Source organism: Rhodococcus sp. GQ147 (assembly GCF_059759155.1).
This window is the reverse complement of the sequence record NZ_JCAXDU010000001.1, coordinates 125,170-149,009: the sequence shown is the minus strand read 5'-3', so window position 1 is coordinate 149,009 and position 23,840 is coordinate 125,170. Positions and strand designations below refer to the sequence as shown.

Below are 23,840 nucleotides of genomic sequence, written 5' to 3'. Positions count from 1 at the left end.
GTTCTATCCTTCGGACATGGATTCGCTCGTCGTCGACCATCCGCTCGCTGCTTCGCTCCTGACCATCCTTCGCGACGAACGCAGCGACAACGCTGCCTTCCGGCACGCGTTGAGGCGGCTCACCCAGATGCTCGTCTACGAGGCGGTGCGCGATGCGCCCACCGAGACGTTCGACGTCAAGACGCCGGTCGCGGTGACGACGGGGGTACGGTTGCAGCAGCCTCCGCTGCTCGTCCCGGTTCTTCGCGCCGGCCTCGGCATGGTCGAACAGGCCCACGCCCTGATTCCCCAGGCGCAGGTCGGTTTCGTCGGTCTCGCTCGTGACGAGAAGACCTTCGAGCCGGTGCCCTATCTGGAGTCGTTGCCGGAGGACCTGTCGGGTCTTCCCGTCTTCGTGCTCGACCCGATGCTCGCGACCGGGGGGTCGATGGTGCACACCCTCGACATCCTCGCCCAGCGCGGTGCCACGGATATCACCGCGATCTGTGTGGTCGCGGCGCCGCAGGGCGTCGAGGCCCTTGCTGCCTCGGGTCATCCGGTCCGGTTGGTCACGGCGTCGGTCGATGAAGGTCTCAACGAGAACAAGTACATCGTGCCGGGTCTCGGCGATGCGGGGGACAGGCAGTTCGGGCCGCGATAAACCGCACGTCGTGTGTTACTCGTGTGACTGACGGTACGGATGTGACACCCGACCGCAGTCATCTCGTTATCGAAAAACAACCCGCAGGTCTCGATTTCTTCTTACGCTCGGTGTGCTCCGTGTGAAGTCCACTGCGTAGGTACAGCCAGAGATGGGGTCGGCGGAATGGCAAGAATCTTCTCCCGCAATCTGATTCGTGGAAGTGTCAGAGCGGCTTCGGTGGGCGCGGTCGCCGTCCTCGCCGCAGTGACGAGTCACGGCACGGCTGCGGCCGCTGTCGACAACTCGCGCATCCTCCCGTTGGACGGAGGGCACGCGATCGAAGTGATCCAGGCCGACACCTCGACACAGTCGGTGCCGCCGCTCGACAGCTCACCGCTGAGTGTCGAGTTCTTCCACGACGAGATTGCTACTGTTCGGATCACCGGTCCGAACGCGGCGAACTTCGTCGGGACGGCGGTGGAGGTCGGTTTCCAGGTCGGCTACCCGGTCGCGCTGCCGGGGGCGACGGTCACCGTCATCACTCCGAGCCTGTCCTGGGGTGTGGACAACGGTGCGGCCATCGGCCTCTCGCTCGACAACGAAGGTGGTGCCTCGCTCGATCTCGGCCTGGAGGCGGGTGGTTCGCTCAGCGGCGACATCATCCCGTCCCAGGAGATCGAGATCCCGCTCGAGCCGGGCGGCATCACGTCCGTCCCGATCGTCGAGGGCTTCGAGTTCGACGGCAGCTCGACGACCATCCGGATCGCCGGCGTGCATGGCTCGGTCTCGGGAGCCATCGGGCCGGTGATGATCCGTCCGTACCTGAAGGCTGTCACCGCCGACCGGAACACCGTCGTCACTTACGGTGTGCCGCAGCAGGTTTGATTGCGGCAGCAGGTCTGATCGAATCGGGTCCTGACCCGGCCGGATCCGGCCGGGTCAGGGGTTCTCGTCACCGAGCGAGGCCGCCCATCCGCGCAGGGCGTCGAGTATCGCTTCCGCGGCCGGGCGGTCCCGCTCCGTGACCACCTCCAGGTAGACCTTGAGCTTCGGTTCGGTGCCCGAGGGGCGCACCACCACGCGCACCCTCGGCCCGCCCGCGACGTCCTCGCGACTCTCGAAGACGAGAGCGTCGGTGTGCATCGGTCCCGGGCTCTCGGCGAGATCGGTCGCGGTCACCTCCAGACCCGCGAGGGTCGTCGGCGGCTCCGCACGCAGTCGCGTCATCACGGTGCCGATGCGCTGTAGGTCGTCGACGCGGATCGACACCTGATCGCCGACGTGGACACCGAGTTCGCGATGCAGGTCGTCGAGTGCGTCGAGCAGTGTCCGGCCGGCCTGCTTCAAATCGGCCGCGTAGTCGGCGACCATTACGGCGGTCGCGATGCCGTCCTTGTCGCGCACAGCGTCCGGATCGACGCAGTGCCCGATCGCCTCCTCGTACGCGTAGACGAGGCCGTCACCGGCGCGGGCGAGCCACTTGAAACCCGTGAGCGTCTGCGCATATCGCGCGCCGCGTGCGGTAGCGAGTCGCCCCAGCATGGTCGACGAGACAATGGTGGTCGCGACCAGTGAGCCGGGCGGTGACGACGCGAGGATCCGGTCGCCGAGCAGGACCCCGGTCTCGTCGCCGCGCAGCATCGTCCATCCCCGCGGGCCCGGGACACCGACGGCGCAACGATCGGCATCGGGATCGAGCGCCAGGGCGATGTCGGCGTCGACCTCGGCCGCCAGCGCGAGCAGAGCCTCTGTTGCGCCCGGTTCCTCGGGGTTGGGGAAGGCGACGGTGGGAAACGCCGGGTCGGGTGCGAACTGGGACGCCACGACGTGGATGTCGTCGAATCCCGCGGAACGCAGGGCCGCGACTGCCGTCTCGCCGCCGACACCGTGCAGTGCCGTCAGGGCGATGCGCATGCCTCGGTGCGGTGAGCGGGGGAGCGACGCGACCCGGGCGAGATAGCGGTCGACGAGGTCGTCACCCGACGGCGCGACCGGCATCCGGGGCACGTCCGCGGCGGAACCGACGGCGTCGATCGCCGTTTCGATCTCCCGATCGGCGGGTGCGGCCAGTTGCGCTCCGTCGGCGAGATAGACCTTGTACCCGTTGTCGGCGGCGGGATTGTGCGATGCCGTGATCTGCACGCCCGCAACGGCGCCCAGCGCCCGTACCGCGAAGGCGGTCACCGGGGTGGGGAGCGGCTCTCCGAAGGCGACGACCTCGAAGCCGGCCGCGGCGAGAACCTCTGCCGCGGCGGTGTGGAATTCCGCCGAGCCCGTACGGGCGTCGCGGCCGACGACGACGGTGCCGTCGCCCTGCCCGTTCGCCTCGAGCCACGCCGCGAGTCCGGCGGTGGTGCGGACGACGACGGGTACGTTCATGCAGTCCGGTCCGTCGCCGACCGGGCCGCGCAACCCCGCGGTGCCGAATCGCAGCGTCACAGCCGGGCCGCCAGATCGCGCAGAAGATCGCCCATCCGGGTCGCGGCCGCACGACCCGCGGCCAGTACCTCGGTGTGGTCGAGGGGAGCGCCGGTGATGCCGGCCGCGGCGTTGGTCACCAGCGAGACCGCGAGCACGCGCGCTCCGGCCGCGCGCGCCGCGATGGTCTCGTGGACCGTGGACATGCCGACGAGGTCGGCGCCGAGGGTGCGCAGCATCCGGATCTCCGCCGGGGTCTCGTAGTGCGGCCCGGGCAGACCGGCGTAGACCCCTTCGCGCAGCGACGGATCGATCTCGCAGGCGAGTGCACGAAGATCCGGCGAGTAGGCGTCGACGAGGTCGACGAACTGGGCACCCACCAGCGGCGAGCGACCGGTGAGATTGAGGTGGTCCGAGATGAGAACCGGTTGTCCCACGGAGAACTCGGGATCGATGCCGCCCGCCGCATTGGTGAGGACGACGGTGCGGGCACCCGCTGCGACTGCCGTGCGCACGGGATGGACGACGCGGGCGAGGTCGTGCCCCTCGTAGGCGTGGATGCGGCCGGCGAGGACGAGGACGGCGTTGTCACCGGCGCGCACGGAGTGGATGTTCCCGGCATGCCCTGCCGCCGTCGGCGGTGCGAAGCCGGGCAGCTCGCTCATCGGGATCGTGGCGACGGGGATGCCGAAACTCTCGACTGCGGCCCGCCAGCCGGACCCGAGGACGACGGCGACGGAGTGTTCGGCGACCCCCGTCCGTTCGGCGAGAGCGGCGGCTGCGGCGTCGGCGGCCGCGGTGGGGTCGAAGACGTGATCGGGTTCTCCCATGGCATCGGACCCTAATCGCTCACAGCTTGTTACTCGTGGGTAAGTAGGCGCGGTATGCTGACGCGCATGCCTTACCTCGAACGTGACGGCGACGTCTTCGTCCTGCATCTCGGTGACCGTGACGCGGAGGTCTCCGAGAACCGGTTCCACCCCGATCGTCTCGCCGCGATCCACTCCCTCCTCGACGAGGTGGAAGCGCACGACGGACCCGCCGCCCTCGTGACCGCGGCGACCGGAAAGTTCTGGAGCAACGGACTCGACATCGACTGGGTCGGCGCGAACCTGCCGGATCTGCCGGGCTATCTGGACTCCGTCCACGCCCTCTATGTGCGGCTGCTCACCTTCCCGGCGGCGACGGTCGCGGCCGTGCAGGGGCACGCCTTCGGTGCCGGCGCGATGCTCGCGCTCGTGCACGACTTCCGGGTGATGCGCGGCGACCGCGGCTACTGGTGTCTGCCCGAGGTGCAGCTGAACATGCCGTTCACCGTCGGGATGTCCGCGCTGATCCGTTCCCGCCTGCCGATCCAGACGGCGGTCGAGGCCATCACCACCGGCCGTCGCTACGGCGGTGAGGACGCCGTGGCCGCGGGCATCGCCGAGCAGGCCGTCACCGGTGACGCCGTGCTCTCAACGGCGGTCGAGCGCGCAGCGGCGCTCACCGCCACCCGCGGGCCGAATCTGTCGGGTATCAAGCGCGGTCTGCACGCGCCGCTGATCTCGGCACTGGAGATCCGGACCGACGCGTCGAACTTCCGGTTCGGCTGATCGCCCCGCCGCGAAGTCGACGAACCGGTCGTACGCGCCGATCGATCGGGACGCGGTGAGCATGACAGACTGGACCCCGTGACGACCGACTACGCCACGGCGATCGAGGCTGCTTCCGACACCCTCGTCGGCCTGTCGCATTCCATCCATGCCGAACCGGAACTCGCGTTCGAGGAACACCGGAGCGCCGCGAAGATCGTCGAGGTGCTGCGCGACCACGATTTCGAGGTCACCACCGGCATCGCCGACCTGCCCACCGCCTTCGATGCGCGGTTCGGCAGCGGCGAACTCGTCCTCGCGTTCTGCGCCGAGTACGACGCACTGCCGGGCATCGGGCACGCGTGCGGCCACAACATCATCGCGGCGTCGGCCGTGGGCGCCGGGATCGGTCTCGCTGCGCTCGCCGACGAACTCGACGTGACCGTCCGCGTCGTCGGAACCCCCGCGGAGGAAACCGGCGGCGGCAAGGTCCTCATGCTCGAACGCGGCGTCTTCGACGGCGTCGGTGCGGCGATGATGGTGCATCCCGGCCCGTTCGACATCACCGGGGCGACGTCGCTCGCCCTCGCCGACATCGCCGTCGAGTACGACGGCCGCGAGGCGCACGCCTCCGCGGCCCCCGAATACGGGCTCAACGCTGCCGACGCTGCGACCGTCGCCCAGGTCGCGGTCGGACTGCTGCGGCAGCACCTGCATCCCGGGCAACAGATCCACGGCATCGTCGCGCAGGGCGGGACGGCACCGAACATCGTGCCCAGCCACACCGAACTGCTGTACTACCTGCGGGCCGGGACGAGCGAACTCCTCGACGACCTCGTCGACCGCGCACGCAACTGCTTCGCCGCCGGGGCGCTGGCCACCGGATGCAACCACCGGATCCGGACGGTCTCGCCGACCTATACCGAACTCACTCCCGATCCGTGGCTGGTGCAGGCATATCGTGAGGAGATCATCGATCTCGGGCGCCGACCGCTGCCCGTCGAGGAGGAAGGAGCGCGCCCCCTGGGCAGTACCGACATGGGAAACGTGACGAACGTGGTGCCGGGAATCCATCCGGTCATCGGACTCGACTCCGGTGGCGCGGTGACACATCAGGCTGCATTCGCGGCCGCGTGTGTCACCGAGTCGGCCGATCGGGCAGTACTCGACGGAGCGCGTGCGCTCGCAGCGACCGCCGTACGCGCGGCGACCGATCCGGTCCACCGGGCACGGCTCCTCGAACAGGCCGGCCGTCGATGAACCCCTACGTCGAGAAGTGGTTGGACCGCCACACCGAGGACCTCTCGCTCTGGCGCCGTCACATCCATGCGAATCCCGAGCTCGCCCGGCAGGAGTACGCCACCACCGAGTTCGTCGCGAAGCACCTGCGCGCGGCCGGACTGGAGCCGAAGGTCCTGCCTCGCGGCACCGGCCTGATCTGCGATCTCGGTCCGACCGGCGGACCGCGCATCGCCCTGCGTGCAGACATGGACGCCCTGCCGATGCAGGAGGCCACCGGCCTGCCGTTCGAATCCACCGTCCCCGGTGTCTCGCACGTGTGTGGGCACGACGCCCACACCACCGTCGTGCTCGGTGCAGGTCTGGCGCTGGCCTCGATGCCCGAATTGCCGATCGGTGTCCGGCTGGTCTTCCAGCCCGCGGAGGAGGTCATGCCGGGCGGGGCGCTCGACGTCGTCGCGGCGGGCGGACTCGACGGGGTCGCGCGAATCTTCGCCTTGCACTGCGACCCGCGTCTCGAGGCGGGCAAGGTCGGTATGCGGGTCGGGGCGATCACCTCGGCGGCCGACACTGTCGAACTCGTCCTCGACTCACCCGGTGGGCACACCTCCCGGCCGCACCTGACCGGCGATCTCGTCTACGGCCTCGGTGCCGTCATCACGGGTCTTCCCGGCATGCTCAGCCGTCGCATCGATCCGCGCACCGGCACCGTCATGGTGTGGGGTGCGGTCAGCGCCGGCAAGGCACCGAACGCGATCCCGCGCACCGGCATGCTCGCGGGCACCGTCCGCACCGGCGACCACGACACCTGGCAGCTGCTCGAACCGATGGTCCGCGAGATCGTGCACGGTCTGCTCGCGCCCACCGGTGTCAGCTACGAACTGAACTATCGCCGCGGCGTGCCGCCGGTGGTCAACGACGAGGTGTCGGCCCGCATGTTCGAGGACGCGATCCGCGCGACCGGCCCCGACGCCCTCGCGGACACCCCACAATCCGGTGGGGGAGAAGACTTCTCGTGGTATCTCGAACACGTCCCCGGCGCCATGGGGCGGCTCGGGGTATGGCCGGGGGTCGGGCCCGAACTCGACATCCACCAGCCCACCTTCGATCTCGACGAGCGGGCGCTGGCCGTGGGTGTGCGGGTGATGACGAATCTGGTTCTCGGCGCTGCGTGACGCAGTCCGAAGTAAGCTCAGGCTTACCTGAACGGTAGGATGTGTGAGCTCACCCATACCAGGAGGAATCAATGTCCCTTCGACACCGGATCGGCGCAGGGCTGACGGCAGCCGCGCTCGTCGCCGTTCTCGCCGCGTGCAGCGACAGCGGCTCGGGCGATACCACCCCGGACGCTTCGAACGGGGAGGCGCTCACGCTCTATTCCGGGCGTAGCGAGAACCTGGTGGGCCCGCTCGTCGAACAACTCGAAGGCACTCTCGGTTTCCCGATCGACGTCGTCTACGGCGGCACGCCGGAGATCACGGGCAAGCTCGTCGAAGAAGGTGCCGCATCGCCCGCCGATGTGGTCTTCAGCCAGGATGCCGGCGCGCTCGGTCTGCTCGACCGTTCGGGTCTGCTCGAGCAGCTGCCCGCGAGTGTGACGAATCAGGTGCCCGAGAACTACCGCGCGGAGGACGGCACCTGGGTCGCCACCTCTGCACGGGCTCGCGTCCTGGTCTACAACGACGACAAGGTGCAGCCGCAGGACCTGCCGAGCGGAATCGACGGGCTCCTCGACCCGAAGTGGAAGGGCCAGGTGGGCTTCGCGCCGACCAATGCGTCGTTCCAGTCGTTCGTGACCGGACTCCGTGTCTCCCGGGGCGAGGACGGTGCCCGCGAATGGCTCGAGGCGTTCAAGGCCAACGAACCGGTCGCCTTCGAAGGCAACGGACCTCTCATGGAGGGCGTCGACACCGGCCAGGTGACCCTCGGCCTCACCAATCACTACTACTGGTACGGGCTCGCGGACGAGAAGGGCGCCGACAACCTTGCCGTGCAGCTCCACTTCTTCGACGCGGGCGATCCCGGTGCCCTGGTGAACATCGCCGGCGCCGCGGTGCTCGCCACTACCGACCAGCGCGAGCAGGCCGAGCAGTTCGTGGCAGCGTTGCTCTCGCCCGAGTCGCAGACCTATTTCGCCGACGAGACCGCGGAGTATCCGGTCGTCGAGGGGACCGAAACCCAGACCGACCTGCGCCCGCTCTCCGAGATCGGGACCTCCGACATCGAACTGGCCGAACTGGCGTCCCTGGCCGAAACACAGGCGCTCCTGCAGGAACTGGAATTCATCTGATCACCCTCGCGACGCCGCGCGTCGGTACCCGACGCGGCCGGCCGATCCTTGCCACGGCCGCGCTGGGTGTTGCCGTGTTCGCGCTCGCACCCGTCGCGCACCTGGTGATGCGCGCGTTCGCGGACGGACCCGAACGGGTCGTCTCGCTCGTGTTCCGTCCACGCACTCTCGAACTGGTGTGGCGCAGCGGCGCGCTCGCCGTGACGGTCACGGTGGCATGCCTGATCCTGGGGCTCGCCGCCGCATGGTTGACGACCCGCACGGATCTCCCCGGCCGTCGCTGGTTCGCGTTGGCCCTGAGTCTGCCCTTGGCGATCCCCTCGTACGTGTCGGGCTTCGTCTGGATCGCCCAGTTCCCCGCGCTCGAAGGTTTCGTCGGTGCTGCCCTCGTCCTGACCTGCGCGTCCTTTCCTTACGTCTATCTGCCTGTGGCGGCGGCACTCGCCTCGGCCGACCCGGGGCTCGAGGAAGTGGCCCGCACTCTCGGCCGGTCCCGGCTGACCGCCATCCTCACCGTCACCTTGCGGCAGGTTTGGCCGACCGCGGCGGCGGGCGGACTGCTCGTCGCGCTCTACACGCTCAGCGATTTCGGCGCCGTCGCATTGATGCGCTACGAAGCGTTCACCCTGGCGATCTACGGAAGTTACCGGGGACTTCTCGATCGCACGCCCGCCGCTGTCTTCGGCCTCGTGCTGGTCGCGATCGCCGTGGTGCTGACGGTCGCCGAACGGAGCGCGCGCCGCGGCGCCACCGCGCGGATCGGATCCGGTACCGCGCGCACGGCCGAACCCGTGATGCTCGGCTCACGGCGATGGCCGGCGATCGGCTTCCTCGTCGCTCTGCTCGTCGTGAGCGTGGGAGTTCCGGTCGCGGGCCTGGCCCGCTGGTTGTGGAGGTCACAGCAGATCGCGGTCGACTGGTCCGGTATCTGGACCGCCACCACCTACACTCTGTGGGTGTCCGCGCTCGGTGCGTTGCTGACCACGGTGCTCGCACTTCCGGTGGGCATCTACGCCGCACGGTCGCACTCCCGATTGTCCCGCTTCACCGAGAGCGCCGCCTACATCGGCTTCGCGCTGCCCGGCATCACCGTCGGTCTGGCGCTCGTGTTCTTCGGCATCCGACTGCTCCCGCAGTGGTACCAGCAGACCCCGATGCTGGTGATCGCCTACGCGGTCCTGTTCCTCCCTCTCGCGGTGGGGTCGATCCATGCGGCAATCGCCGCGATCCCCCGGGGTCTCGAAGATGCGTCCGCGACTCTCGGTTCCGGACGATTGCTCACCGGACTGCGGGTGACGATCCCGATCGCCGCACCCGGCGTGGTCGCCGGTGCGGCATTGGCATTCCTGACCATCGCCAAGGAACTGCCTGCGACGCTGCTGCTCGTCCCCATCGGGCACGACACGCTCGCGACTGGGATGTGGCGACATACCGAAACCCTCGCGTACGGCTCGGCAGCACCCTATGCGGTAATCCTCGTCCTCATCGCGGCACTGCCGTCGCTCGTGCTGGGACGTCTGTTGCGCGGCCGGGTCGGCGCGGAAAGTGGAGGCGAAGAGTGACCGGTCTGACCATCGAGAATGTATCCGCGCGATACGGCGCCGCCGAAGTCGTCACCGATGTGACCCTCGACGTGCCGCGCGGCGATCTGCTCGCCGTCCTCGGACCGTCGGGTGGCGGCAAGACCACGCTGTTGCGAGTGGCGGCTGGGCTGCATCCCGCAGCGTCGGGACGGGTCTCCGTAGACGACGTGACCGTGACCGACGTGCCACCCGAACGTCGCGGGGTGGGCCTCGTGCCGCAGGAAGGCGCGTTGTTCCCGCATCTGAACGTGGCGCGCAACATCGGCTACGGTCTGGGGCGAGCGAACCGGCCGTGGCGCGGAGGTGCGCGGGAGGAACATCGACGCCGGGTCGAGGAACTACTGGATCTCGTCGGTCTTCCGCGAGTCGGGCACCGTAAGCCGAGCGCGCTCTCCGGCGGGCAACAGCAGCGGATCGCTCTGGCTCGTGCACTGGCACCGCGACCGTCCGTGGTCCTGCTCGACGAGCCGTTCAGCGCGCTCGACGCCGGTCTGCGCGCGAGTCTGCGCGCGGATGTCCGTACGCTGCTGCGCGAACAGTCGGTCGCGGCGGTGCTCGTGACCCACGACCAGACGGAGGCCTTGGCCATGGCCGACAGGCTGGCGGTGATGCTCGACGGCCGGATCGCCCAGGTGGGCTCGCCCGAGGAGGTCTACGGGAGGCCGGCATCCGTCGCGGTGGGCGAGTTCGTGGGGGAGGCGATCGTACTCGAGGCCGAGGCGTTCGGCGACTGCGCGCAGACCCCGCTCGGGAAGGTTCAGCTCGTCTCACCCGGACACGGCGTGGGTCGCGTCCTGCTGCGACCGGAACAGATCGAAGTCGGGGCAGCGCCGACGAAGTGCCCTGCTGCCGGATCGTTCACTGTGCGCGACACGGCATTCGGCGGCGCACACAGCGAAGTGCGGGTCGAGGGGATGGGAATCGCCGTCCGTGCCCTGTGCACCACCCTGCACGGTCTGCAGGCGGGCGACCCGGTGACGGTGAGCGTCCGGCGACCGGTGCCCTTCTATCCCGGAGGGTAGGAAGGCCGGCGTCTAGAAGCCGTCGGGACGCCCCGGACCCACATTGCGACTGTTGCGGGTACGCAGATCCCGAACGTATTCGGCGGGGGCCCCGGCGATCTCGGCCGCGTCGGCCATCACGCCCAGATAGCGTGCCGACGGCAGGCCGCCCTCGTATCCGTCGACGACGTACAGCCACGCGAGGACCGGACCGTCGGCCGTGTCGACGCGCACGCGGATCTTGCGGTGGAAACCGAGTTCGGCTCCCTCCCAGCGGTCGAGGCTGCGTTCGTCGTCCTCCGGCACGTCGTAGAGCACGACGAACACCTTCGCGTCCGAATCCTCGACGACCGTCGCGAGGGCGCCCTCCCAGCCGATGTCGGCGCCGGCGAAGGTCAGTCGCCAACCGTGCAACCACCCGGTTCCCGCCATCGGCGAATGCGGGCAGCGCGTCAGCATCTGCTCCGGATGCATGTTGGACCCGTAGGCGGCGTAGATCGGCACGAGGATAAGGCTAACCCGTCGTCCACCGGAGTCGTCGGAGGGGCGGCGCAGGGACGGACGAGGAGTATCGGGGGGCCGTTGCGTGCCGGGTCCACCGGTCCCTGTGCGCGAGGTGGGGGCATTGGCATAGCGTTGAGACCACGTGTGTGCCCACCAGGCGCTCACGTGCAGCCCGACCCGGCACCCTTCGGAATCGATACAGAGGAGAACAATGACCCGGATCGTCATCATCGGCGGCGGCCCCGCAGGATACGAGGCGGCGCTGGTGGCATCCCAGTACGGCGCGACGGTGTCACTGATCGATTCGGACGGGATCGGTGGCGCCTGCGTGCTCTTCGACTGCGTCCCCTCCAAGACCTTCATCGCCTCGACCGGCGTGCGCACCGACATGCGCCGCGCCGCCGACCTGGGCATCGAACTCGACCGTGCCGAGGTGTCGTTGCCGCAGGTGCACGGCCGTGTGAAGAGCCTCGCCCGCGCGCAGTCCTCCGACATCCGCACCAAGCTCGAGGCCGCCGGGGTGAAGCTGTTCTCCGGTTACGGCGAACTCGTCGACGCGCAGCCCGGCATGGCCGCCCATCAGGTGCGCGCCAAGCTGCTGACCGGCGAGGAAAAGGTGCTCGACGCCGACGTCGTGCTGATCGCCACCGGCGCGAGCCCGCGTGTCCTGCCGGGCGCGGAGCCGGACGGTGAGCGGATCCTCACCTGGCGTCAGCTCTACGACCTCGAGAAGCTTCCCGAGCACCTCGTCGTCGTCGGTTCGGGTGTCACCGGCGCCGAGTTCGTCTCCGCCTACACCGAGGTCGGCGTGCAGGTCACCGTCGTGTCGAGCCGCGACCGGATCCTGCCGCACGAGGACGAGGACGCGGCTCTCGTGCTCGAGGACGTCCTCACCGAGCGCGGTGTGACCCTCGTCAAGCACGCCCGCGCCGACCGGGTCGAACGCACCGAGGACGGCGTCCGCGTGCTCCTTGCCGACGGCCGCATCGTCGAGGGCAGCCATGTGCTGATGACCGTCGGCTCGGTGCCCAACACCCGGGATCTCGGTCTCGACAGGGTCGGGCTCGAACTCGACCGGGGCGGTTACCTTCCCGTCGACCGCGTCTCCCGTACCGCCGTCCCCGGCATCTACGCCGCGGGCGACTGCACCGGACTGCTGCCGCTCGCGTCGGTCGCGGCCATGCAGGGCCGCATCGCGATCTACCACGCGCTCGGCGAAGGCGTGAGCCCCATCAAGCTGAAAACCGTTGCGGCCGCAGTGTTCACGCGTCCCGAGATCGCCGCCGTCGGTGTCAGTCAGGCGACGATCGACAAGGGCGAGGTGCCCGCCCGCACAGTCATGCTCCCGCTCAACACCAACCCGCGCGCCAAGATGTCCGGCCTGCGGCGCGGTTTCGTGAAGATCTTCTGCCGCCCCGCGACCGGTGTGGTCATCGGCGGTGTGGTCGTCGCCCCGACCGCGTCCGAGCTCATCCTTCCCATAGCGTTGGCGGTGCAGAACAACCTGTCGGTCAACGACCTCGCGCAGACCTTCTCGGTCTACCCGTCGCTGAGCGGATCGGTCACCGAGGCCGCCCGCCAGCTGATGCGCCACGACGATCTGGACTAGGCACCGGACGGGGCGGGATTCGCGGCGATCCCGCCCTGCTCAGGCCCAGTCGTAGGTGCGTTCGACCGCCTTGTTCCATTCGCCGAACAGGCGCTCGCGTTCGTCGACCGGCATCGCCGGCTCCCACGTGCGGTCCGCGGTCCAGTTGCGGCGGATGTCCTCCTCGTCCTCCCAGAAGCCGACGGCGAGACCGGCCGCGTAGGCGGCGCCGAGTGCGGTGGTCTCGGAAACGGTGGGTCGTACCACCGGCACACCGAGGATGTCGGACTGGAATTGCATGAGCAGATCGTTGGCGACCATGCCGCCGTCGACCTTGAGGGTGCGCAGGTCGACCCCGGAGTCGGCGTTCATCGCCTCGATGACCTCCCGCGTCTGGTAGGCCGTCGCCTCGAGCGCCGCCCGCGCGAGGTGGCCCTTCTCGACGAAGCGCGTCAGGCCGGCGATGACGCCGCGGGCGTCGGGTCGCCAGCGCGGCGCGAACAATCCCGAGAAGGCCGGCACGAAATACGCCCCGCCGTTGTCGGGGACGCTCGTGGCGAGCGCTTCGATCTCGTCGGCGGACCGGATCAACCCGAGATTGTCGCGCAGCCACTGCACGAGCGAACCGGTCACGGCCACCGAACCTTCGAGGGCGTAGACCGCGGGGGCGTCACCTATGCGATAACAGACGGTGGTGATCAAGCCGTGCTCGCTGCGGACCGGGGTCGTGCCGGTGTTGAGCAGCAGGAAGTTGCCGGTGCCGTAGGTGTTCTTCGCCTCGCCGGGGGACAGGCAGCCCTGGCCGAAGGTCGCGGCCTGCTGGTCGCCGAGGATGCCGGCGACCGGGACCCCGGCGAGCGGTCCGCGCTCGCGGGCGTGCCCGTACACCTCCGACGAACTGCGGATCTCCGGCAGCATCGACTCCGGGATGCCGAGTTCGGCACAGATCGCCGGATCCCACTGCTGTGTCCCGAGATTCATCAGCAGCGTCCGGGACGCGTTGGTCACATCGGTGATGTGCAGTCCGGGTGGCTGACCCTCCTCGCCGACACCACCGGTGAGATTCCACAGGATCCAGCTGTCGATGGTGCCGAACGCGAGGTCGCCGGCCTCGGCGCGCTCTCGGGCACCGTCGACGTTGTCGAGGATCCACCGCACCTTCGGTCCGGCGAAATAGGTCGACAGCGGTAGTCCGGTGATCTCGCGGTAGCGGTCGGGCCCGGCGTCGCCGGCAAGCTCCTCGACGAGCCTGTCGGTGCGGGTGTCCTGCCAGACGATCGCGTTGTACACCGGTTTTCCGGTGGTGCGGTCCCACACCACCGTGGTCTCGCGCTGGTTCGTCAGGCCGATCGCCGCGACGTCGTTGCGTCGCAGATCCGCTTTGGCAAGCGCCGCGGCTCCCACCTCACGGGTGTTGAGCCACAGCTCTTCCGGGTCGTGTTCGACCCATCCCGACCGCGGGAAGAACTGGCGGTGTTCCTTCTGCGCGAGCGAGACGATGCGCCCGTCGTGGTCGAAGATGATGCACCGGCTGGACGTGGTGCCCTGGTCGATCGCCGCGATGAACTGGTTCACAGGTGATCCTCGGGTGAAGGGGACGGCTCGGTTCGGCAACGCTTCCGCTGCGCGCTGCGGGTCCGAAGCTACTACCCTTGATCGGGATACGTCGACGACTCACGGGAGCAGGTGCGGTGACCAACCAATCGGGTGTGCAACTCCTCGGACCGCAACAGCGCGCCGACGCCTGGCGTCGTCTCGCCACCGAACAGTTCGACGTCGTCGTCATCGGCGGTGGTGTCGTCGGGGCGGGAGCAGCGCTCGACGCCGCAACCCGGGGCCTGCGAGTCGCTCTCGTCGAGGCCCGCGACTTCGCGTCCGGCACGTCGAGCCGGTCGTCGAAGATGTTCCACGGCGGCCTGCGCTATCTCGAACAGCTCGAATTCGGTCTGGTGCGAGAAGCCTTGCGCGAGCGCGAACTCGCATTGACGACCCTAGCCCCGCACCTGGTCAGGCCGTTGAAGTTCCTCTTCCCGCTCACCCATCGGGTGTGGGAGCGGCCCTACGTCGCGGCGGGTATCTTCCTCTACGACCGTCTCGGCGGCGCGAAGTCCGTTCCGGCGCAGAAGCACCTGACCCGCTCGGGCGCCCTGCGGATGGTTCCCGGTCTCAAGCGCAATTCGCTCGTCGGCGGAATCCGCTACTACGACACGGTCGTCGACGACGCCCGGCACACCATGACCGTCGCGCGGACGGCCGCGCACTACGGTGCGGTGGTGCGTACGTCGACGCAGGTCGTCGGTTTCCTGCGCGAGGCCGACCGCGTGTCGGGTGTGCGGGTGCGCGACAGCGAGGACGGTTCGGTCACCGAGGTGCGGGCGCACGCGGTGATCAACGCGACCGGTGTGTGGACCGACGAGATCCAGTCGTTGTCCCGGCAGCGCGGCCGATTCCGGGTCCGCGCGTCGAAGGGCGTGCACATCGTCGTGCCCCGCGACCGGATCGTCAGCGATTCGGCGATCATCCTGCGTACCGAGAAGTCGGTGCTGTTCGTCATCCCGTGGGGCAACCACTGGATCATCGGCACCACCGACACCGACTGGAATCTCGACCTGGCGCACCCGGCAGCGACGAAGGCCGACATCGACTACATCCTCGACCACGTCAACCGCGTACTCGTCGTCCCGCTCACCCACGACGACATCGACGGTGTCTACGCTGGTCTGCGCCCGCTGCTGGCGGGGGAGAGCGACGAGACGTCCAAGCTCTCGCGTGAACACGCCGTCGCGCGGGTGGCGCCGGGGCTCGTGGCGATCGCCGGTGGCAAGTACACGACCTACCGCGTCATGGCCGAGGACGCCGTCGATCTCGCGGCCGAGGACATCCCGGCCCGGATCGCGTCGTCGATCACCGAGAAGGTGCCCCTCGTCGGGGCCGACGGGTACTTCGCGCTGGTCAACCAGACCATGCATCTCGCCGAGCAGTACGGTCTGCATCCCTACCGCGTCAAGCATCTGCTCGACCGCTACGGCTCCCTCGTCGAGGACGTGCTGAGCCTCGCGAAGGGCCGGCCCGAGTTGCTCGAACCGCTGACCGATGCCCCCCAGTACCTGCAGGTCGAGATGGTCTACGGCGCTGCGGCCGAAGGAGCCCTACATCTCGAGGACCTCCTGGCGCGCCGGACCCGGATCTCGATCGAATACCCGCACCGCGGGCTGCACTGTGCGGAGCAGACGGCCCGGCTGGTCGCTCCGGTCCTCGGCTGGGACGACGCGACGATCGACCGGGAGGTCGCGACCTACCGGGCGCGCGTCGAGGCGGAGATCGAGTCGCAGAACCGACCCGACGACGAATCCGCGGACGCGCTCCGGGCAGCGGCCCCTGAGGCCCGGCCGGAGATCCTCGAACCGGTGCCCATCACGTAGCCGCGGGTGGTTCGTGACGGGTGTCGGTGCGTGACACCGCCTTCTCGGCGGTCAGTGCGTGACACCGCCTTCGCGGCGGTCAGTGCGTGAGCACGACCTTCACGACGACCACGACCGTCGCGATCAGAGCCACCCCCACCGCGGCCGCCACGGTCCGGTGGGTCGGGCTGCGATTCTGTAACCGGCGCACGACGAATACGGTCGAGCCGATACGGATCAGCACGGCGACCTCGGCGAGGATGTGGGCCGTCCGGGGCTCGAGCCAGCCGACCCAGGCCGTGGCGAGCACGAGACAGGGCAATACCGCCGACGACAGGATGGGAACGGAGTCGCGGAGTTCCTCGATGCGTTCGCTGCGCGTGAGTTGAGCACCCGAACGAACGGACTGAGCGACCGACTCCGCGAAGACATGGGCGATGAACGTCGAGAGTGCGGTGCCGATCACGATCGCGATCCCGATGTACTCGGGCGAGGTCGTGATGGGGACGAGCGCGGCCAGCACCAGGATGTTGCCGTAGACGTAGGCGCTGATGCGGGAGGCCGCCGACTCCGGGGACAGAGGGCGGCGCCGTCCGGACGACAGGTACGAGGGCGTGGACACCTCGCTAGCGTGACACAGAACGCCCTCGTCGACGCCGCTACCGGAAGGGTGCGTCAGGGTGAAACAGAAGTGGGACGGTGGCGATCCGTCACCTTCGGGCTGTAGTGCATCCGCGGGTGGTAGCGGTATCGCCACGGAACGAGTTTCGTGCCGAGTCCGATGGCGCGACCGACGAGAGCGTGCGGTGCCGCCTCCGGTCGGCTCCATCGGTAGCCGAGCAGCTCGCGCACCGGCGGGTCGTACAACCCGACGGTGAGCCACAGGAAACCGGCCGTCACCAGCGGCGGATCAACTTCCACACCTCTTCGGGGAACCACCGCAGGAAGGGCGGACGGTCGAGATTCGACAGGTCGAGCACGTCTCGGGTGGCCTTGTTGTCCTCGAGCACGGTGCGGCACCGCGGTCCCAGTACTCGAGGAAGTCCTCCCAGGATGCGGGGACCGAGTGCATCGGCATGCCGTACAGCCGGTACCACTGCACGTGCTCGTCGAACAGGCGGTGCTTCTGTTCGAGGGTGAGCGGGCCGTCGAACCACTCGATGGAGACGACGAGGCTGTAGAAGAAGGTCGCGTGCGCCCAGTAGAAGGTGTCGGGGTCGAGTGTGTGGTACCTGCGGCCCTTCTTGTCGATCCCCTTGATGGTGTTGTGGTAGCCGCGCACCTTCGCTGCGGTCTCCGGGGCGCGGGGACCGTCGAAGACGACGCCGTAGATCGGGTACAGCGATCGGTAGAGCCGTTCCCACCGTTCGTCGAAGAACTTCGAGTGCTCCTCGACCCCGGCGCCGAGTCCGGGATGCATGTTCTGCATCGACCCCGTCCACGGCCCGAAGAGCATGCCGCGCCGGCCGCCGAAGTATCGCCAGGTCAACGAATCGGGGCCCAGGGGTTCCGGTGGTTCCGGCCGCGCAGGGCGCGGTGCCGCGTGGTGCGACGACTCGGCGGTGTCCGGCCCGACGGACCCCTGACTACGCATGTTGTCAGGGGTCCGTCGGGCATGCAGTCAACGACGGGAAGCGACAAGGTGGACACCACGCGCCGCAGCTGGGCGGGCGTCGGCATCGACGAACGCCGTCGGCTGCGCAGGGAACGCCTCCTCGCGGTGGGCGTCGACCTGCTCGGACCGCCCGACGGCGCGGCAGCGAACGTCAGGGCCGTGTGCCGGGCCGCCGAACTCACCGAACGGTACTTCTACGAGAGCTTCACCGACCGCGACACCTTCGTCCGCGAGGTCTACGACCACGTCGCCGACCGCGCCCGCGACGCGCTGACCGAGGCGGTACTGTCCGCCCCCACCCTCGGCCGGGCCGAGGCCGCGGTGCGGGCGTTCGTCGAGCTCATGGTCGACGACCCCGCGAAGGGACGCGTGCTCCTCCTCGCCCCGCTGCGCGAACCCACAATCAGTCGGCGCGGTATCGAACTCGCCCCGGCCTTCGTCGCGCTGGTCCGCGACCAACTACCCCCGGGTGGCGACGAGGGACAGCGCCACATGGTGGCCGTGGGTGCCGTCGGCGCCCTCACCAGCCTGTTCATGAGGTACCTCGAAGGCGACCTCGCCGTGTCGCGAGACACCCTCGTCCGGCACTGCGTCGCGCTCGTCGAGGACGCCGGCAGGGCGGCGTGTCTGCAGGGCGATCAGGGCGGGGATCCTTCCGGGCGCGGCTGACATCGCCGGCACCGGTAGACCACCCGCTCGGGATCGGTCGCGGTGCCGATCTCGCCGAACCGGATCGGGGTATGGCAGCGTCTGCACGGCTTCCCGCGACGCCCGTAGACCCACAGATTGCGGCCCGGACGACGGTCGCCGGTGGTGATACGGGTCGTCCGGTCGCGGTTCGCGACCAGCAACCGATGCGTGAGGTCGACCCACGCAGCGGGATCCCCGGCCTGCGCGACCGGGGTCCACGGATCGACGCCCCGCAGGAAGCACAATTCGGAGCGGTACACGTTCCCGACGCCGGCCATGATGCGCTGATCGAGCAGGGCCACCCCGATCGGACGGTCCGGGTCGCGCACGAGATTCGCCGCCGCACGCTCGGGATCCCAATCGGGACCGAGCAGATCCGGCCCGAGATGGCCCACGGCGTCGTCCTCCCGGTCACGGGCGAGCACCTCGACGATGCCGAGTTCGAAACCCACCGCCTGCACGTCCTCGGTGCCGAGCACGATGCGCGCCTTGTATCCGGGCTTGCGCCACCGTGTTCCGCGCGGATAGACGTGCCATTCGCCTTCCATCTTCAGGTGCGAATGGATCGAGACGTCGGCGACGCGGACGAGTAGGTGCTTGCCCCGCGAGACCACTTCGTCGACCGTGCACCCGGTGAAATCGGCCGTGGCGAAACGCGGAACGCGGAAGTCCGTCTCTGTGAGCACCTTTCCCTCCAGTGCCGTTCGGAGGCGGTGCGCGGCGCGGAACACGGTGTCTCCCTCGGGCACGTCAGAACCTCAGCCGGTAGCCGCGCGGGGTCGCCGAGAATCCCGCTTCGGCAAGATATCCGGCGAACTCGTGCCCATGGATCGTCTCACCGTCGACCTTCTCGACGACGATCTTGTCGACACCACCGCGTTTGACGCTCGCAGCGAGCGACGCGCATGCGCTGCGCAACCGGCCCGGATCGTCGTCGAAGGTGAGCAGCGTGCGTCCGCCGCGTTCGACGAACAGCACGAGCGCCCCGTCGACGAGCACCACGAGTCCACCGGCCTTGCGGCCCGGCCGGTGCCGCGGCGCGTCGTCGTCGGCCGACGACTTCGGCCACGGCAGTGCCGCACCGTACGGGTTGGCCGGATCGCACGCCGCGAGGGTGACGGCCGCGGTCTCCGAGTGCCGGCCCTCGATCGAATCCGAGAACGACCGGAGACGGTCGACGACCGACGGTGTCGAGAACTGCGCTCCGCCCAGCGAATCGACGAAGTAACCGCGGCGGCACCGGCCCGTCTCCTCGAACCGGCTGAGCACCTTGTACATCGTCGCGAATCCGCCGGGCACACCCTCGCCGACGACGACACCGCGGGTGACCACGCCGTACCGCTCGAGCAGCAGTTCGGCGGTGGTGTGTGCGCGGACCGTCGCGTCGGTCTCGCGTTCGGGCAGCATCGACCAGCGCCCGCTCACGGTCGGTGGCCCGGTGCGGCTCGGCAGCGTGGGCCGGGCCCGGTACATCCGGGCGCGCGGCGCCCGGCGCGGGGTGCGGTGGGCGGGCTTGGCACGGGAGGTGTCGCCGATCAGGGCGCGCAGCGGGGCGAGGGTGTCGCCCGCGATATGCCCGCTCCACACCAGCTCCCACAGGGCGTCGGCGACCGTCGTGTCACTCGCCGTGGTGTGGAGGACGGTGACGGCGTCGACGAGTTGCCGGAAGAAGTACGCGCCGCCGCCCGAGAGCGACTCGAGGATCGCCCGGTGCACCGGCCCCAGCTCGATGTCGTCGACCGGAGCGAGGCTCGCCGGGGCCAGATCGGCCGGATGCAGTGCCACCCAGCCGTCCTTCCCGGAGATGGACCCGGCACCCGACCACAGGACCTCACCGGTCGTGGTGAGTTCGTCGAGCATCGTCGGGGTGTAGTCGCGCACGCGGGGAGCGAGGATCAGCGGTTCGAGGGCGCTCGCGGGCACCGGTACCCCGGCGAGTTGTTCGACGACGGTGAGGACACCGTCGATACCGTAGAGCGCACTCGTGCCCGGGCCGGTGCCGAGGTGGTGCCAGTCGGGCAGGAATCGTCCGAGGGTCGTGGTGCTGACGGGTTCGACGTCCTGCCGGGCGGCGGCGAGCGACCGGCGCCGCAGCCTTCGGAGCACCTCCGTGTCGCACCATTCCGATCCGCTCGCACCCGGGCGGAATTCGCCTGCCGTGACGCGCTTCTCGGACGCGAGCCGGCCGAGGACGGATTCGACGACCGCCGTGCCCAGTCCGAACCGGGCGGCGGCCTGCGCGGTGGTGAACGGGCCGTGGGTGCGGGCGTGCCGGGCGATCAGATCGCCGAGCGGGTCGGGGACCGGTTCGACGAACACCGTCGGGACCCCGATCGGCAGGGGCACGCCCAGCGCGTCGCGCAGGCGTGAGGCGTCCTCGACCGCCGCCCATCGGTGCTCACCCGCGTACGAGACACGCAACGCGCGGCGTTGCGCTTCGAGATCCTCGATCCAGGACGTCGGGTCGTCGGTGGTGCGCTCGCGCAGCTCGGCCTCGGTGAGCGGACCGAGCAGACGCAGCAGATCGGCGACGCCCTCGGCGTCGCGTGCGCGTCGCTGCGGGGTCAGGCGTTGCAGTTCGTGCTCGGCCTCGGTGATGACGTCGGCGTCGAGCAGTTCGCGCAGCTCGACCCGGCCGAGAAGTTCGGCGAGCAGCGTCGAGTCGAGCGACAGTGCCGCGGCCCGACGTTCGGCGAGCGGGCTGTCGCCCTCGTACAGGAACTCACCCACATAGGAGAACAGCAGCGACGTCGCGAACGGTGAGGCCGTGGGAGTCTCGACCTCCACCAGCCGGATCTTGCGCTGGGCGATGCTGCCGAGCAGGTCGCGCAGAGCAGGCAGGTCGTAGACGTCCTGCAGGCACTCGCGCACCGTCTCGAGCAGGATCGGGAAGTCGGGAAAGCGGCGAGCGACGTCGAGCAGTTGCGCCGATCGTTGGCGCTGCTGCCACAGCGGGGCGCGCTTGCCCGGGTTGCGGCGGGGCAGGAGCAGGGCCCGCGCCGCGCACTCCCGGAAGCGGGACGCGAACAACGCGGAGCCGCCGACCTGTTCGGTGACGATGTCGTCGATCTCCTCGGTGTCGAAGACGAAGATCTCCGAGCCGGGCGGGGCGTCGTCGGTGTCGGGCAGTCGGACGATGATGCCGTCGTCGGACGGGGTGGGGTGCGATTCGATGCCGTAGCGTTCGAGCAGCCGCGCGCCCACCGCGAGCGCCCACGGCGCGTGCACTCGCAACCCGAACGGCGAGTGCAGCACCAGCCGCCAGTCGCCGAGTTCGTCGCGGAACCGTTCGACGACGAGTGTTCGGTCGGTGGGCAGGTGACCGGTGGCGGTGCGCTGCTCGTCGAGCAGACGGATGAGATTTCCGGTGGCGTAGTCGTCGAGACCACCTTTGCGGCAGCGGGTCTCGGCGTCCTCCGGCGAGGCGTGGCCCATCTCGCGCAGGAATGCGCCGAGCGCGGCACCGAGTTCGGCGGGTCGACCCTGACTGTCGCCGTGCCAGAAGGGCAACCGGCCGGGCCGGCCGTAGGCGGGGGAGACCAGCACCCGGTCGAAGGTGATCTCCTCGATCCGCCAGCTGGTGGCACCGAGCGCGAAGACGTCACCCACTCGCGACTCGTAGACCATCTCCTCGTCGAGTTCGCCCACCCGCGTGTTCTTCTCGCCGACCATGTACACGGTGAACAGGCCGCGGTCGGGGATCGTGCCGCCGGAGGTGACGGCGAGCCGTTGGGCGCCGGGCCTGCCGATGAGGGTGCCGGCCGTGCGGTCCCATACCACCCGGGGACGGAGCTCGGCGAACTCGTCGGACGGATAGCGGCCGGCGAGCAGGTCGAGGACGGATTCGTAGACGCCGCGGGAGAGCGTCGCGAACGATCCGCTGCGCCGCACCGTGTCGAACCAGTCGTCGACGTCGACGGGTTCGAGGGCCGTGGCCGCGACCGTCTGCTGGGCGAGCACGTCCAGTGGATTCGCCGGGACCTGCAGCGCCTCGATGTGTCCCTCGACCATCCGCTCGACGGTCACCGCGCAGTGCACGAGATCGGTGCGGTGCTTGGGGAACAGCACGCCGCGTGAGGTCTCGCCCACCTGGTGCCCGGCGCGACCGACGCGCTGCAGACCGCTGGCCACCGAGGGCGGAGCCTCGACCTGGATCACGAGATCGACCGCACCCATGTCGATGCCGAGTTCGAGACTCGACGTCGCCACCACGCACCGCATCCGGCCCGACTTGAGATCGTCCTCGATCAGAGCGCGCTGGTCCTTGCTCACCGACCCGTGGTGGGCGCGGGCGAGCACGGGTGCAGCGCCGGCGGTGGTCTCGGTGGGCGATCCGAGCTGCGAAGGCGGTGCGCCCTCGCGGTCCACCTGCTCGCCGAGGCGTTCGGCCTGGATCTCGTTGAGCCGGGCGGTGAGACGTTCGGACAGTCGCCGGGAATTGGCGAACACGATCGTCGACCGGTGCTCGGTGATGAGATCGACGATCTGCTCCTCGACGTGCGGCCAGATCGACCCGGCCTGCGGTGTGGGTGAGAACGATTCCTCGTCGGGCTCGGAAACCCCGAGTTCGGTCATGTCCTCGACCGGTACGCGCACCGCGAGATCCCACGTCTTCGCCGAGGGCGGCGCGACGATCCGGATGGGGGCGGAACCGGCGAGGAACCGGCCGACCTCCTCGTGCGGTCGCACGGTGGCCGACAACCCGATGCGTTGGGCCGGCGCGCGCAGGAGCTGGTCGAGACGCTCGAGCGACAGCGCGAGATGCGCCCCGCGTTTCGTCCCCGCCACCGCGTGGACCTCGTCGACGATCACCGTCTCGACACCGACGAGGTTCTCCCGCGCGGACGAGGTGAGCATGAGGAAGAGCGACTCGGGCGTCGTGATGAGGATGTCCGGTGGCGTGCGCGCCATGGCGCGACGATCGGCCTGGGAGGTGTCGCCGGAACGCACACCGACGGTGATGTCGGGTGGCGTCAGACCGAGCCGTTTCGCGGTCTGGGTGATGCCGACGAGCGGAGACCGCAGGTTGCGCTCGACGTCGACGGCGAGGGCCTTGAGCGGCGAGACGTACAGCACGCGGGTGCGGTGCTCGCGCGCGGCGTGCTCGTCGGCCGGGGTGGACGAGAGCCGGTCGAGCGACCACAGGAACGCCGACAGGGTCTTGCCCGAGCCGGTGGGGGCGACGACGAGCGTGTGGGCTCCCGAGGAGATCGAATCCCACGCGCCGAGCTGGGCCGGGGTCGGGGACTCGAACGCCCCGGCGAACCACGCCCGGGTCGGCGCGGAGAAACGATCGAGGATGTCGGTCACCATCC

General features: G+C 69.4%; 18 protein-coding genes and 1 pseudogene. 11 read left to right on the top strand and 8 right to left on the bottom strand.

All coding sequences use genetic code 11. The features are described 5' to 3' along the window. Positions 1 to 16 precede the first annotated feature (16 nt). Together upp and AC6CID_RS00705 are read left to right on the top strand one after the other, a co-directional pair. Positions 17 to 640 carry a uracil phosphoribosyltransferase gene (gene upp / locus AC6CID_RS00710; protein ID WP_024101551.1) on the top strand — a complete coding sequence of 208 codons (624 nt, stop codon included), beginning with the start codon at positions 17 to 19 and terminating at the stop codon, positions 638 to 640. Positions 641 to 805: 165 nt separating this feature from the next. Beyond that, positions 806 to 1,507, top strand: a complete 702-nt coding sequence (locus AC6CID_RS00705; protein ID WP_050993426.1) for an MspA family porin — start codon at positions 806 to 808, stop codon at positions 1,505 to 1,507. A gap of 54 nt (positions 1,508 to 1,561) precedes the next feature. On the opposite strand, the gene AC6CID_RS00700 is transcribed toward AC6CID_RS00705, so the two are convergent. Further along, positions 1,562 to 3,061, bottom strand: coding sequence for a phospho-sugar mutase (locus AC6CID_RS00700; protein ID WP_052227243.1), 1,500 nt, complete (start codon positions 3,059 to 3,061; stop codon positions 1,562 to 1,564). Beyond that, on the bottom strand, positions 3,058 to 3,870 hold the full coding sequence (locus AC6CID_RS00695) for a purine-nucleoside phosphorylase (protein ID WP_006550143.1): 813 nt from the start codon (positions 3,868 to 3,870) through the stop codon (positions 3,058 to 3,060). Before AC6CID_RS00695 ends, AC6CID_RS00700 begins: the two co-directional genes overlap by 4 nt. 66 nt (positions 3,871 to 3,936) lie before the next feature. Here AC6CID_RS00695 and AC6CID_RS00690 point away from each other — a divergent pair, with 66 nt between their 5' ends. The 6 genes from AC6CID_RS00690 to AC6CID_RS00665 all read left to right on the top strand — a co-directional run bounded on the left by AC6CID_RS00690 (position 3,937) and on the right by AC6CID_RS00665 (position 10,748). Continuing rightward, positions 3,937 to 4,635 (top strand): enoyl-CoA hydratase/isomerase family protein, encoded by a 699-nt coding sequence (locus AC6CID_RS00690; RefSeq protein ID WP_024101548.1) that lies wholly within the window; start codon positions 3,937 to 3,939, stop codon positions 4,633 to 4,635. A 78-nt stretch (positions 4,636 to 4,713) separates the two neighbouring features. Further along, positions 4,714 to 5,874 carry a M20 family metallopeptidase gene (locus AC6CID_RS00685; RefSeq protein WP_006550146.1) on the top strand — a complete coding sequence of 387 codons (1,161 nt, stop codon included), beginning with the start codon at positions 4,714 to 4,716 and terminating at the stop codon, positions 5,872 to 5,874. Further along, on the top strand, positions 5,871 to 7,028 hold the full coding sequence (locus AC6CID_RS00680; protein WP_006550147.1) for a M20 family metallopeptidase: 1,158 nt from the start codon (positions 5,871 to 5,873) through the stop codon (positions 7,026 to 7,028). Before AC6CID_RS00685 ends, AC6CID_RS00680 begins: the two co-directional genes overlap by 4 nt. A 71-nt stretch (positions 7,029 to 7,099) precedes the next feature. Continuing rightward, a complete protein-coding gene (locus tag AC6CID_RS00675; RefSeq protein WP_247849357.1) occupies positions 7,100 to 8,143 on the top strand; it encodes an iron ABC transporter substrate-binding protein in 1,044 nt (347 codons plus the stop codon). A 107-nt stretch (positions 8,144 to 8,250) separates the two neighbouring features. Then, complete coding sequence (locus AC6CID_RS00670; protein ID WP_498353517.1) at positions 8,251 to 9,705, top strand: ABC transporter permease; 1,455 nt, start codon at positions 8,251 to 8,253, stop codon at positions 9,703 to 9,705. After that, the gene (locus AC6CID_RS00665) at positions 9,702 to 10,748 is read left to right on the top strand and encodes an ABC transporter ATP-binding protein (RefSeq protein ID WP_064060885.1); all 1,047 of its coding nucleotides are present in this window, start codon (positions 9,702 to 9,704) and stop codon (positions 10,746 to 10,748) included. The genes AC6CID_RS00670 and AC6CID_RS00665 overlap by 4 nt, the downstream gene beginning before the upstream one ends. A gap of 12 nt (positions 10,749 to 10,760) precedes the next feature. Here AC6CID_RS00665 and AC6CID_RS00660 read toward each other — a convergent pair whose 3' ends face one another. Next, the gene (locus AC6CID_RS00660; protein ID WP_006550151.1) at positions 10,761 to 11,231 is read right to left on the bottom strand and encodes a gamma-glutamylcyclotransferase family protein; all 471 of its coding nucleotides are present in this window, start codon (positions 11,229 to 11,231) and stop codon (positions 10,761 to 10,763) included. Between the two features lie 211 nt (positions 11,232 to 11,442). Between AC6CID_RS00660 and AC6CID_RS00655 the strand changes: the two genes are divergently transcribed. Continuing rightward, complete coding sequence (locus AC6CID_RS00655) at positions 11,443 to 12,840, top strand: NAD(P)H-quinone dehydrogenase (RefSeq protein WP_019288536.1); 1,398 nt, start codon at positions 11,443 to 11,445, stop codon at positions 12,838 to 12,840. 39 nt (positions 12,841 to 12,879) lie between these two features. Here AC6CID_RS00655 and glpK read toward each other — a convergent pair whose 3' ends face one another. Next, the gene (gene glpK / locus AC6CID_RS00650) at positions 12,880 to 14,394 is read right to left on the bottom strand and encodes a glycerol kinase GlpK (RefSeq protein ID WP_033097074.1); all 1,515 of its coding nucleotides are present in this window, start codon (positions 14,392 to 14,394) and stop codon (positions 12,880 to 12,882) included. A 116-nt stretch (positions 14,395 to 14,510) separates the two neighbouring features. On the opposite strand from glpK, the gene glpD reads away from it, so the two are divergent. Continuing rightward, a complete protein-coding gene (gene glpD / locus AC6CID_RS00645; RefSeq protein WP_019288535.1) occupies positions 14,511 to 16,241 on the top strand; it encodes a glycerol-3-phosphate dehydrogenase in 1,731 nt (576 codons plus the stop codon). 79 nt (positions 16,242 to 16,320) lie between these two features. On the opposite strand, the gene AC6CID_RS00640 is transcribed toward glpD, so the two are convergent. Then, entirely contained in the window at positions 16,321 to 16,842 is a 522-nt protein-coding gene (locus AC6CID_RS00640) for a hypothetical protein (RefSeq protein WP_006550155.1), read from the bottom strand. A 110-nt stretch (positions 16,843 to 16,952) separates the two neighbouring features. Further along, positions 16,953 to 17,676 (bottom strand): annotated as a pseudogene (locus AC6CID_RS00635) (oxygenase MpaB family protein); the annotation flags it as partial. Between the two features lie 159 nt (positions 17,677 to 17,835). Here AC6CID_RS00635 and AC6CID_RS00630 point away from each other — a divergent pair. Continuing rightward, positions 17,836 to 18,504 (top strand): TetR/AcrR family transcriptional regulator, encoded by a 669-nt coding sequence (locus AC6CID_RS00630; RefSeq protein WP_052040027.1) that lies wholly within the window; start codon positions 17,836 to 17,838, stop codon positions 18,502 to 18,504. Here the strand turns inward: AC6CID_RS00630 and AC6CID_RS00625 are convergent. Then, the gene (locus AC6CID_RS00625; RefSeq protein WP_498353453.1) at positions 18,474 to 19,274 is read right to left on the bottom strand and encodes a DNA-formamidopyrimidine glycosylase family protein; all 801 of its coding nucleotides are present in this window, start codon (positions 19,272 to 19,274) and stop codon (positions 18,474 to 18,476) included. The genes AC6CID_RS00630 and AC6CID_RS00625 overlap by 31 nt on opposite strands. A 1-nt stretch (position 19,275) precedes the next feature. After that, positions 19,276 to 23,838, bottom strand: a complete 4,563-nt coding sequence (locus tag AC6CID_RS00620; RefSeq protein ID WP_498353452.1) for an ATP-dependent helicase — start codon at positions 23,836 to 23,838, stop codon at positions 19,276 to 19,278. Positions 23,839 to 23,840: the final 2 nt, after the last annotated feature.